Genomic DNA, 12,174 nt, shown 5'->3' with positions numbered 1-12,174 from the left:
CATGACCGAACGGCACGCGGCCGAACAGGCCGCCACCGACGAGACCACGGCCGAGCCGGCCGTGGCGCCGCCCGGCGACGAGGCCGCCGACCTCCGGGACAAGTGGCAGCGGGCCCTCGCGGAGCTGGACAACACCCGGAAGTGGGCCAGCCGCAACGCGGCCGACCAGCGGCTCAACGAGCGCCTGGCGGTGTCGGCGGCGTGGCTGCCGGTCCTCGACCACCTCGACCTGGCGCTGCAGCACGCCGAGGCCGACCCGGTGACGATCGTGGCGGGCGTCCGGCACGTGCGCGAGCAGGCCCAGCGGGTGCTCTCGCTGCTGGGGTTCCAACCGATCGGCACGGTGGGCGAGCCCTTCGACCCGAAGCTGCACGAGGCGGCCGAGGTGGTCGAGGACACCGCGGTGCCACCCGGCACGGTGGCCCGGGTGCTGCTGCCCGGATACGCGAAGGGCGATCGCCTGCTGCGGCCGGCGGTCGTCGCGGTGAGCGCCGCCCCGCAGCAGGCCGGCGGGCCGGAGGCCGCCGCGGAGTCCCGGCCCGCGGCGGGCCCAGACGACCGACCGGGTGGCGGAGCGGATGGCGACTGAGTCGAACGATTACTACGACATCCTCGGCGTGTCCCGGGACGCCGACGCCGAACAGATCCAGCGCGCGTACCGCACCCTCGCGCGGCGACACCATCCGGACGTCAACAAGGCGCCGGGGGCCGAGGACCGGTTCAAGAAGATCAACGAAGCGTACAACGTGCTGTCCGACCCTGGCCGCCGCCGCAAGTACGACCAGTTCGGCGACGCCTGGCGGCAGATCCCCGACGACTTCGAGCAGGCGGCCGGCCGGACCGGGGCCGGAGCGTGGGACCGGGCCGCCGCCGGCGCCGGCGGCGGACGGGGCGGCGCCCGGGGCTTCCGCTCGGGCCGGGCCGCCGGCGGCGTGGTCGACGTGGAGGACCTCTTCGAGAGCCTCTTCGGCGGGCGGGCCGGCGGGCCGCGCGGCTTCGGACCGGTCCGGGGCGCCGACACCGAGGCCGAGCTCACGATCAGCGTGGAGGACGCCTTCCACGGCGGCAGGCGCAAGGTCACGCTGCCGGCACCGTCCGGCGGCACCCGCGAGTACGAGGTCACCATCCCGCGCGGCGTGACCGAGGGATCGCGGATCCGGCTCGCCGGCCAGGGCGGATCGGGCGCCGACGGCGGGCCGCGCGGCGACCTGTACCTCCGCGTCCACCTCGCGCCGCACCCGCGGTACCGCGTCAAGGAGCGCGACATCACCGTCGACCTCCCCGTCGCACCGTGGGAGGCGGCACTCGGCGCGACCGTGCCCTTGGCGACGCCGGACGGCGTCGTCCGGGTGCACGCGCCGCCCGGCACGCCGTCCGGACGGCGGCTGCGGCTGCGCGGGAAGGGCATGCCGAACCCCCGGGGAGACCCCGGCGACCTCTACGCCAACATCAAGATCGTGGTACCGCCCAAACTCTCCGACGAAGAGCGTCGCCTGCTGGAGCAGTGGGCCAGGGTGTCGACGTTCGATCCCCGGCGGATGGGATGACCCACCGACGCGAAGCACCGCCCAGGAGACGGACATGGACCTCAACCGGCTGACCGAGAAGTCACAGCAAGCCCTCCACGACGCCCAGACCGGGGCCCTGCGGTTCGGGCACCCCGAGGTCGACGGCGAGCACCTGCTGCTCGCCCTGCTCGACCAGGCGGACGGCATCGCGCCGCGCCTGCTGACGGCCCTGGACGCCGACGTCGACCAGGTCCGCGACCGGGTCGAGGCCGAGCTGCGGCGGCGGCCGTCCGTGTCCGGTCCCGGCGCCCGACCGGGGCAGGTCATGGTCACGCAACGGCTGGCCCGGCTGCTGGACGCCGCCGAGCGCGAGGCCGGGCGCCTCAAGGACGAGTACGTGTCGGTGGAGCACCTGCTGCTCGCGCTCGACGAGGAGGGCCCCGGCACGGCCGCCGGCCGCGTCCTGCACGACCTCGGCATCACCCGGGAGCGCCTCCTGACCGCGCTCACCGGCATCCGCGGCGCGCAGCGGGTCACGTCGGCCAACCCGGAGGCGGCCTACGAGGCCCTTGAGAAGTACGGCCGGGACCTGGTCGCAGACGCCCGCGCGGGACGGCTCGACCCGGTCATCGGCCGGGACAACGAGATCCGCCGGGTCGTGCAGATCGTGTCCCGCAAGACCAAGAACAACCCGGTGCTCGTCGGCGATCCGGGCGTCGGCAAGACCGCCATCGTCGAAGGGCTCGCCCAGCGCATCGTCGACCAGGACGTGCCGGAAGGGCTCCGCGACAAGATCATCTTTGCGCTCGACATGGGCTCGCTCGTGGCCGGCGCGAAATACCGCGGCGAGTTCGAGGAACGGCTCAAGGCGGTGCTCACCGAGGTGACCGCGGCGCAGGGACGCATCCTGCTATTCATCGACGAGCTGCACACCGTCGTCGGCGCCGGCGCCACCGAGGGGGCGCTCGACGCCGGCAACATGCTCAAGCCGATGCTCGCCCGCGGCGAGCTGCGGATGATCGGCGCCACGACCCTCGCGGAGTACCGCAAGCACATCGAGAAGGACGCGGCCTTCGAGCGGCGGGTCCAGCCGATCCTGGTCGAGGAGCCGACCCCGGAGGACGCCGTGACGATCCTGCGCGGGCTGCGGGAGCGGCTGGAGGTCTTCCACGGGGTGCGCATCCAGGACGGCGCGCTCGTCGCGGCGGTCGAGCTGTCCCACCGGTACATCACCGACCGCTTCCTGCCGGACAAGGCGATCGACCTCGTCGACGAGGCCTGCGCGATGCTGCGCACCGAGATCGACTCCCAGCCCGCCGAACTGGACGAGGCGAGCCGCCGGCTGATGCGGCTGGAGATGGAGGCGGCCGCGCTCTCCAAGGAGGACGACCCGGCCAGCCTCGCCCGCCGCGACCAGATCCAGCGGGAGGCCGCCGACCTGCGCGCCCAGGTCGACGCGATGCGGGCGCAGTGGACGGCGGAACGCCAGGCCATCCACCGGGTCCAGGCGCTGCGCGAGGAGATCGAGCGGATCCGCCGCGAGGCCGAACACGCCGAGCGCGCCTACGACCTGGACCGCGCCGCCGAGCTGCGCCTCGGCCGGCTGCCGGAGCTCGAACGCAGGCTCCGGGCCGAGGAGGAGCGGCTCACCACGAAGCAGAGCGGCCATCGGCTGCTGCGCGAGGTGGTGACGCCGGACGAGATCGCGCAGGTCGTGGCCCGGTGGACCGGCATACCGACCACCCGGCTGCTGGAGACCGAGCGGCAGAAGCTGCTGCGGCTCGACGAGATCCTGCACGAGCGGGTCATCGGCCAGGACGAGGCGGTGCAGGCGGTCGCCGACGCGATCATCCGCGCCCGCTCCGGCATCCGCGACCCGCGCCGGCCCATCGGCTCGTTCCTGTTCCTCGGCCCGACCGGGGTCGGCAAGACCGAGCTCGCCAAGGCGCTCGCCGCCGCGATGTTCGACACCGACCAGAACATGATCCGGCTCGACATGAGCGAGTACCAGGAACGGCACACCGTCTCCCGGCTCGTCGGCGCGCCGCCCGGCTACGTCGGCTACGAGGAGGGTGGCCAGCTCACCGAGGCGGTGCGGCGCAAGCCGTACTCGGTGCTACTGCTCGACGAGATCGAGAAGGCCCACACCGACGTGTTCAACATCCTGCTGCAGGTGCTCGACGACGGCCGGCTCACCGACTCGCAGGGTCGCACCGTCGACTTCCGCAACACCATCGTCATCATGACCAGCAACCTCGGCTCGCAGTACCTCCTAGAGGGCGTGACCAGCGACGGGCACCTCACCGACGAGGCCCGCGAGGCGGTGCTGGCGACACTGCGCTCGCACTTCCGGCCCGAGTTCCTCAACCGTATCGACGACACCGTGCTGTTCAAGCCGCTGACGCTGGCGGACATCGAGCAGGTCGTCGAGCTGATGCTCAACGACCTGCGGGCCCGCCTCATGGCCGACCGGCGCATCAGGCTGGAGGTGACCGAGGCGGCGCTGCGCCACATCGCCGCCGAGGGCTTCGACCCGGTGTTCGGCGCCCGCCCACTGCGCCGCTACCTGCAACGGCGACTGGAGACACCGATCGCGCGGATGCTGCTGCGGTCGGAGGGCCACGAGGCGGACACGATCGTGGCGGATCTGGGCCCGGCCGGTCTCGAGGTCGGTTGGGCAGGCGCTCCGGCCGGCGCCGCGGCGCCCTCGTGACAGGCCCGGGAGTCAACGGGCCGGTGTGCGCATCGCTCCCAGGGCCGTGCCGGCCGCCGTCGCGGCCAGGACGGTCCCCCAGCCCACGGGGCCGAGCGGCCGGCAGCCGAAGAACTGGCTCAGGACGGGCGTCTGCACCACGCCGAACAGCGCCGCCGCCGACGCGCCGGCCGCGCCGAGCACGACCGGGTCACCGCCCGACAGCAGCGCGGTCTGACCCAACTGCGCACCGATGAGCGAGGCCAGGGCGATGGTGCTGGCCCGCGCCGCCGTGCCGGTGGCCTTGCCGGCCAGCCAGGCACCCGTGGTGGCGGCCGAGGTCGCCACCGCCCGGCGGATGACGTTGTTGGCCAGCGCGCCGCCGAGCGACGCCTCCGGTCCCTCACGGACCAGCCGCTCCGGGCTGACGTGCTTGGGTGGCCGCGCGGCGATCGTGATCGCGGGCAGCAGGTCGGTCATCAGGTTGACGAACAGGATCTGCCGCGCGTTGAGCGGCGAGGTGCCGGAGACGACCGAACTGCCGACGGTGAAGAGGACCTCGCCCAGGTTGCCGCCGAGGAGCAGCGCGAGCGACTCCCGTACCGACGCCCACATCCCGCGGCCCTCGATCACGCCGTCGACGATCGTCTCGATCCGGCCGTCCATCACGATCATGTCCGCGGAGTGGCGGGCCGCCGCCGTGGCCTGTTCGCCGAGCGCGATACCGACGTCGGCGAGCCGGATCGCCGGCGCGTCGTTGGCGCCGTCGCCGGTGACCGCGACGGTGTGCCCGGCACGGCGCAGCGCCCGCACGACGGTGACCTTGTCGCCCGGGCTGGCCCGCGCGAAGACCGCGGCCTTCGACACCAGCGCGTCCACGGTCGCGTCGTCGGCACCGTCGAGGTCGGTCCCGGACAGCACCGCACCGCCGTCGAGCAGGTCGAGCTCCGCCGCGATCGCGGCCGCCGTGCTCGGGTGGTCGCCGGTCAGCATGAGCACCTTGACGCCGGCCTGTCGCAAGCTGTTCACCGCCTCGGCGGCGCTCGCCCGGGTCGGGTCGGCGAGCCCGAGCAGGCCGAGGAACTCCATGCCGTCGACCCGTTCGGCGTCGAGGCCCACCCGCCGCGAGGCCGCGCGCTCCGCGATCGCGAGCACCCGCAGTCCCTGGCGGGCCATCCGGTCGACGTCCGCCTCGATCCGCTGCCGGTCGGCCGTCGTCATCGGCCGGACCGTGCCGTCCGGGCCCTGGATCGTGGTACACCTGGGGAGCGTGATCTCGGGCGCGCCCTTGACGCTGATCACCTGGCCGGTGCCGGCCGTGCCGAGGACGGCGTGGAATCCGCGCACCGGCTCGAAGGGCAGCTCGCGCACCGGGCGCCAGTCCTCGGCGCCCTCGCCGGTGCCGACGCCGGCGGCCGCGGCCCCGACGACCACCGCCTGGTCGGTCGGATGGGGCAGCGTCCCGGAGCCGTTGGGCGCCGGGCTCGCCCGCAGCGCCGCACCGAGGATCGCGCGGTGCCGGGGCGTGAGCGCGTCGACCGACACCTGCTCCTGGCCGTCGGAGACGCTGCGCAGCGCGATGCGTCCCTCGGTGAGGGTGCCGGTCTTGTCGAAGCAGATCACGTCGACCCGGCCGAGCGCCTCCATCGAGCGGTGGTCGCGGACGAGGATGTTGCGCCGGGACAGCCGGCGGCTGGAGCTGAGCTCCGCGGCCGTGGCGATGAAGGGCAGGCCTTCGGGGATCGCCGCGACCGCGAGGGCGACGGAGTCGCCGACCGACTGCGCGAACCGCCCCCGGATCAGGCCGTTGGTGAGCAGCGCGGCGGCCGCGACGCCCGCGGCCGGCAGCGACGCCTTGGTGAGCTGCCGCAGCCGCTGCTGGACACCGGTCTTCGGCGTGCCGTGCAGCGCGGTGCGCGCGCTGCGGCCCGCCTCGGTCTCCGCACCGGTCGCCACGACGACGCAGGTCGCCGAGCCGGCGGCGACCGTCGTCCCGGCGAAGACCATGCTGCTGCGCTCGGCGACGGCGGCGGCCCGCGTCGCGGCGGTGTCCTTCGCTACGGGCATCGACTCGCCGGTCAGCGCCGACTCGTCCATCTCCAGGCCGGTCGTGGCGATGAGGCGGCAGTCCGCCGGTACCGCGTCGCCGGGATCGAGGAGGATCACGTCGCCGGGCACGAGCTCGTTGAGGGTCCCTGGGCGGTCGACGCCGTCCCGGCGGATCCGGACCGGCGGCGTCGCCGCGGTCACGAGCTGCCGCAGCGCCCGCCGCGCGGCGATGTCCTGGACGCCGGAGAGCACCGCGTTGGCCAGGATGACGGCGACCACGAGGCCCGCGTCGCTCTTCGCGCCGGTCATGGCGGAGACCCCAGCACCCGCGCCGAGCGGCAGGGTGAGCGGTGTGTCGAGTTCACCGACGATCGTCGCGACCAGCCCCCGCTCGACGGGTTGGTCGCCGTTCTGCTGCCCGGCCGGCCGGCGCTGCGCGACGGCCTCCTCGCTGATGCCCGCCGGGGACGTCTCGAGGATCCGCAAGGCCTCGTCGACGGGCAACGCGTGCCAGGCGACGGTGCCGATGGGCAGCGGCGGTGTGCGGCGGGCCAGGCCACGCACCGACATCGCCGCGCCGACCAGGTTCGCGATCTGCGCGATGCCCGTCGCCAGCACCACGTTGCGCGCCCCGCGTTGTGTCCCGTCGGCCGCGCCGAGCAGTGCGCCGGCCGCCGAACCCTGCGACGCGACCTGGACACTGCGCCGGCTCACGGTCCGGGCCAGAGCCGCGGCCTCCAGCAGCAGCCAGGCGTTCTCGAGACCGGGGCCGCCCATCAGGTGCGCGCCCCACGGCAGCCTGCGGTCCTGGTGCAGCACGCCGAAGCCGCAGTCCGCCGCGGCCAGGGCGGCGTCGTTCCGGCCGGCGACCAGCACGACGGCATGACCGTCACGTTGCAGCGCGCGGATCGAGCCGGCCAGCCGCGAGCCGCCGGCGACCGTGCCGTCCGACGGCACCCGCCGGCGCAGGTCGGCGTTGGCCCCGGCGAGCAGCACCTGGCCGACCCGACGCCCGGCCGTGACCAGCGCGACGGTGAGCGGGTCCAGCGCGGCCTCCAGCACGACGAGCGCCACGAGGGTCCGATCGTGGACCAGCGCGTAGAGCTTCCCGCGCGTGCCGTCGTGGGCGCGGGCCTCGGCGCGGGCGTCGTCGGGGACGGGTGTGCCGAGGCGATCCGGGTCGGCCAGGGCCCAGCCGTCGGCGTCCGGCTCGCCGGTCGGGGTGCCGCGGCCGCCGTCGAGGAGCCGTGCGGCGGATTCCCAGGCGGCCTCGACCGTCCCGCGGACCGGCACCACGTGCTTGATGACGTGGCCGGCGCCGGTGAGCACCTGGGCGTCGATCACCACGGTGTCGACCCGGTCGAGGCGGCGCAGCGCGGTCCGGTCCCGCACGAGCACGTCGCGGTGCGCGAGGAGGCGGCCGAGGCGGCCGGCGTACGCCTCGCGCCCCACTTGCGCCGGGCCGGGCGAGCCGGCCGAAACCACACGCGCGGCGTGCCGCATGCCGCTGGGCAGCAAGGCCGCCGCACCCGCGACGAGCAGGGTGAGCACGCTGACGCGGCGTGCGTACTGCTCGACGGGGCCGTCCGGCATTTCCGCGGGGCGCCCGCCGCGGTGGGCGTCGGCGCGCGCGGCGGCGGGCTCGGGGAGCAGGCGGCCGAGGCGGTGCAGCCAGGCGTCCCGCTCCGCGGAGGCCTCTTGCAGCAGCATCACCCGCAGGACGGCGTCCGTGGTCATGCCGACCTTCGACTGGCTCGCGACGCCGAGTGCGGTCCTCGCCGCGGACAGCGCGAAATCGGCCCGGTTCTTGCCGATCGCCCGGCGCAGCGTCGTCCGCACCTGGGGCAGGTGGTCGACGAGCGCCGCGACGGCGTGCAGTTCGCGCGGCGCGCTGGGCAGCCCCAGGCGCTTGGCCACGGCCGAAGCCGTGATACCCAGGACGTCGGCGGCGAGCGTCAGTTTGTGCCGGGTCTCGACGTCGAGCCGTTCCGCACCGGCGGGCTCACCGGCCATGTGGTCGGCCTCGACGGTCGCCACCGCCTCGACCAGGTCGTCGAGCCCGAGGCTGTCCTCGTCGTAGCTGACGAGCAGTTGCCCGAGCACGCCGTTCCAGGCGGCCCAGTCGACACCGCGCAGCTTCTCCAGGGACTTCTCGAACAGCCTGCCGTGCTCCGCCGTGACGCGACCGGGGCGGGCGCCGCGCACCTCGATCTGTGCGAGGCCACCCCGGGCCCGGGCCAGCCGCCGGCCGCGGGACCGCGGCGCCGCCGGCCGGCCGTCCGTCGACCTCGTCACCGTGCGGTGGCGGGGACGCCCCGTACACCTTCCATGTCCGCACCGGGCGGCCCGGCGGCCCGGTGCGACGCCTGCTCGTGGCCGTCGGTGTGGGTGGCGACCCACACGCCCACCGCGGCCACGGCCGCGACCGGCCACTCCAGGATTCCGAGCGCGGCGAGCGCGCCGATTCCGCCGTAGTACAGCAGGCGCCGGGGCTCCGGCAGCGGTACCGCGGACGCCAGCGTCCTGGCCGTCCACTTGGCCTGTGCGAGAGCCGATTCCGCCCCGGCGACGGCCTTGCCGGCGGCACGTTCGGCCGCGCGCTCGGCGGGACTCGGCTCGGCCGGCCCGGCCGGGCCGGCCTCGCCGGGGGCGGCGGGCGCTGTCTTCGCCGCGGCCTTCGCCGCGGTGGTGGCCTCTTGCGCGGCGGTCCGTCCAGTGGTGGTCCGGGTGCCGGCGGTCCGTCTGCCGGCGGGCCGTGTGGTGGCCGGCTGCTCCGTGGCCGCCGCTTCGGACCTCTCCGCGGCGGCCCGGCTCGTCGACCGTCGAGTGCGGCGCGCGGTCTCCGCCGAACGCGACTGCGGACGGGTCTGCGTTGCTGTGTTCGTCATCGAGAAGCACCTCCGCAGGGACGTCACATGTGACTTCTCCAGCGCACGGAGCTACCCATCCGATGCCGGGGCAACCCAGGATCCGGCACCGGATGGACAACTCCGCGCGCCGGGCGGCGGTGTGCCGGGTGTTCGGCCGTCCCGTCAGGCGGTGCGCGGGGCGGCGATCCGGCGGACGACGGCGATGATGCCGGCGATCAGCAGGGCGCTGACCACCTCGATCACGATCGCGGACAACAGGTGGGACATGGCGGTGCTCCTTGCGGGGTGGGACGACCTGCGCGCCGAACCGTACGAGCGCTACGTGAACAACGAGTGACGTACTCGTCGACTTGAGATGTCCGTCACGGCGGAATTCCGGCGCCGACCTGCGCTTCGTCGCCGGACGACAGGTGGCCGGAGCGCCCGCGCGGCGCGCGCGGCCGGAGCGGCGGGCAGGCTTCGAGCGGATGGGATCCGGGCGTCGCGACGTGGCCTCCTACCGCCATTCCCCGGCCAGCAGCGGCTCGAGCAGGTGCTGGCGGCGCTCGATCCGCAGCTCTTCGAGCAGTGCGCCGCGCGCCGCCGACTCCGCGTCCCGGTCGCCCGGGCGCAGGCCCAGTTCCTCCGCATCGTCCCGCGACGCACCCACGAGAACGAGTTCGACGCCCTCGTGGTCGAGGAATGCCGGGGGATCCAGCGGGGAGAAGCGCCGGCCGCCGAAGCGCGCCAGCAGCGCCGGCGACAGTTCGGGCCCTTTGCGCCCGGCCCGGGTCCACGCCCGGCCGACACCCTGCGGCGCCGGCGTCCGCGGGTTCCGCACCGCCACGATGTAGCCGGCCTGGGTCTCGATGTTGAGGTCACGCTGTACCGGACCCGGCCGCTCCGGCAGCTCCAGCGCGTACTCGAAGTGCGTGTGGTCGTCGTGCCGGGCGATGGTGTACTCCCCTTCCCCCGCCGGCCGCGCGGGCGGCTGGACCCGCTCGCCACGGGTCTTCGTCATGTACCGCCGCTCGTCCAGCGCCTCGCGCAGCTCCTTCGGCCGGGCCACCACCCGGTCGACGAAGCACCAGGCCCGTTCGTGCGCGCCGACGTCGGGCAGCCGCTTGCGCCCCACGACGAGCAGCCGCACGGCGTGGCCCGTCCACGGGCGGAGGACCAGCAGCAGTCGCTGCACCTCGTCCAGCGATGCCACCAGGTCGTCGTCCACCCGCGGACGGTAGAAGAAGGAGAGATCACCGGCCTCGAGTCGCACGGCGGCCCGGTCCCGCGCCGCTTCCTCGCCCGTGTCGTCCACGATCCCTGCTCAGGTCTTGATCTCCTCGGGATGCTTCTGCCGCCAGTCCCGGACCGCGTCGGCGACCCGGTCGAACAGCGCCATCGGCGGGCCGGCCACGATGTTGCCGACGGCCGACTGGGGTGCCATCCGGTGCGGCCGGGTGGGTGCGACCATCTCCGCCGCCTTCAGCGCCCCGGTCAGGTCGCGCAGTCTGCCGGCATCGACAGCGGTGCGCAGCCTCAGGAACTCCTCGTTCTCCTCCCTCGTCGCGTGGCTGACGACCTCGGCCTCGAAGCGCTCCAGCCGGCGATCGAAGTCCGGATGGTCGATCCCCATGTCGTACAGGTCGGCCAGTTCCTTCTTGGCCCGGTCCTCTTCCTCCAGCCGCTGTTCGACCACGTGCTCGCCGTCGTCGAGCTTGCGGCGGGCCAGCGGGTGGACCACGGCCTCCTCCGCCGTCTCGTGCACCGCGAGCAGCCGTACCAGGTCGTTGAACAGCTCCTGCTTCGCCGGTCCCTTCGTCGCCTTCGTCTCGCGGAACAGGCTCTTGATCTCGTCATGCTGCTGGAGCAGCAGGTCGACGACGTCTCGGCCGTTCTCGGTCTCGGTCATGCTCACCGACATCACCCCCACATCTGCGTCTCTCGGGCGGCACTGCCCGGTACGGCCCGGTTCATGCGACGGGCGGCACCGGCGGCTCAGATCATCTCCAGTGGCCGGGGACCGTCCGGCGGCGGGAAGGCCCGGTCGAGCACGGCGTAGTCCTCGAGGTCGAGCCGGACCGCCAGCGCGCCGTGGTTCTCCCGCGTGTGCTCCGGGGTGCTCGCCTTCGGGATCGTGGTCACCCCGTCCTGGCGGAGCACCCATGTGATCGCCACCTGCGCCGGGGTCACGCCGTGCCGGTCGGCGACGGCGGCGACGGCCGGATGGCGCAGCACCGTCCCGCGGTGGTCGAACGGCGAATAGGCCATGATCAGCGGCCCGTCGCGCTGGCACGCGGGCAGCAGGTCCCACTCGATGCCGCGGTGGACCAGGTTGTACAGCACCTGGTCGGTCTGCACCGCACCGCCGTCCTGGACCGCGGTGAGCTCCATCAGGTCGACGCCGTCGAAGTTGCTGACGCCCCAGAATCGGATCTTGCCCTGGTCCTGGAGGACCGTGAACGCGTCGACGGTCTCGTCCAGCGGCACCGGGCCGGGCCAGTGCAACAGGTACAGGTCGATGTAGTCGGTCCGCAGCCGGTGCAGACTGGCCTCGCAGGCACGGAGCGTGTCGGGACGACCGGCGTGCGACGGCAGGACCTTGGTGACGATGAACGCGTCGTCGCGGCGGTCGAAGACGGCGTCGCCGACGAGTTGTTCCGCGGCGCCGTCGCCGTACATCTCGGCCGTGTCGACGACCGTCATCTCCAGGTCGAGCCCGGTCCGCAGGGCCGCGACCTCCTCGTCGTGGTACGCCGGGTCCTCGCCGAGACCCCACGTGCCCTGTCCGAGGGCCGGGATCTGTTGCCCGGCCGGCAGTTCCACCGTCGGCATGGTCAGCGTCCGCATCCGCCCCTCCTCGCGTCGGGTCCCGGGAGGCTCGTCACCGACCACTACCTCGGCCCCCGGCCGGTAAACCCGGGCCGTCCCGGGCCGTCCCGGGCCCGGTCGGCCCAGGTCGGGTCGGCTGCCGGACCGGTAGCCGCGAGCGGCCTCGCGCACCGCCTCGTCGCCGTCCGGACCGGTGACCGCGGCCGCACCCGGGTCGCATGCCGACCGGCCGCCGTGCCCGCGCCGG

The 12,174-nt window shown here is 74.3% G+C and carries 8 protein-coding genes; 3 read left to right on the top strand and 5 right to left on the bottom strand.

Features of this window, described 5'->3' with window-relative positions; translation table 11 throughout:
- The first annotated feature begins 1 nt into the window (after window position 1).
- Genes Drose_RS18645 through clpB form a run of 3 tightly spaced genes read left to right on the top strand, consistent with a single transcriptional unit; the run spans window position 2 to window position 4,221 of the window.
- Window positions 2-589 (top strand): nucleotide exchange factor GrpE, encoded by a 588-nt coding sequence (locus Drose_RS18645; protein WP_260729452.1) that lies wholly within the window; start codon window positions 2-4, stop codon window positions 587-589.
- Window positions 579-1,547: a DnaJ C-terminal domain-containing protein gene (locus Drose_RS18640; protein WP_260729451.1), complete on the top strand. Its 969-nt coding sequence runs from the start codon at window positions 579-581 to the stop codon at window positions 1,545-1,547. The genes Drose_RS18645 and Drose_RS18640 overlap by 11 nt, the downstream gene beginning before the upstream one ends.
- A gap of 34 nt (window positions 1,548-1,581) precedes the next feature.
- On the top strand, window positions 1,582-4,221 hold the full coding sequence (gene clpB, locus Drose_RS18635; protein ID WP_260729450.1) for an ATP-dependent chaperone ClpB: 2,640 nt from the start codon (window positions 1,582-1,584) through the stop codon (window positions 4,219-4,221).
- A gap of 12 nt (window positions 4,222-4,233) precedes the next feature.
- Here the strand turns inward: clpB and Drose_RS18630 are convergent, their stop codons facing one another.
- The 5 genes from Drose_RS18630 to Drose_RS18610 all read right to left on the bottom strand — a co-directional run bounded on the left by Drose_RS18630 (window position 4,234) and on the right by Drose_RS18610 (window position 11,945).
- Window positions 4,234-8,544 (bottom strand): cation-translocating P-type ATPase, encoded by a 4,311-nt coding sequence (locus Drose_RS18630; RefSeq protein WP_260729449.1) that lies wholly within the window; start codon window positions 8,542-8,544, stop codon window positions 4,234-4,236.
- On the bottom strand, window positions 8,541-9,137 hold the full coding sequence (locus Drose_RS18625) for a hypothetical protein (protein ID WP_260729448.1): 597 nt from the start codon (window positions 9,135-9,137) through the stop codon (window positions 8,541-8,543). Before Drose_RS18625 ends, Drose_RS18630 begins: the two co-directional genes overlap by 4 nt.
- Window positions 9,138-9,615: 478 nt before the next feature.
- Window positions 9,616-10,413 carry a hypothetical protein gene (locus tag Drose_RS18620; protein WP_260729447.1) on the bottom strand — a complete coding sequence of 266 codons (798 nt, stop codon included), beginning with the start codon at window positions 10,411-10,413 and terminating at the stop codon, window positions 9,616-9,618.
- Window positions 10,414-10,422: 9 nt separating this feature from the next.
- Window positions 10,423-11,007 carry a hemerythrin domain-containing protein gene (locus Drose_RS18615; RefSeq protein WP_260729748.1) on the bottom strand — a complete coding sequence of 195 codons (585 nt, stop codon included), beginning with the start codon at window positions 11,005-11,007 and terminating at the stop codon, window positions 10,423-10,425.
- 86 nt (window positions 11,008-11,093) lie between these two features.
- Window positions 11,094-11,945 (bottom strand): aldo/keto reductase, encoded by an 852-nt coding sequence (locus Drose_RS18610; protein WP_260729446.1) that lies wholly within the window; start codon window positions 11,943-11,945, stop codon window positions 11,094-11,096.
- Window positions 11,946-12,174: the final 229 nt, after the last annotated feature.

The organism is Dactylosporangium roseum (assembly GCF_025264685.1).
Taxonomy (GTDB): Bacteria; Actinomycetota; Actinomycetes; order Mycobacteriales; family Micromonosporaceae; genus Dactylosporangium; species Dactylosporangium roseum.
Note: the sequence above shows the minus strand (reverse complement) of the source record. Positions and strands in the feature narration are given on the sequence as shown.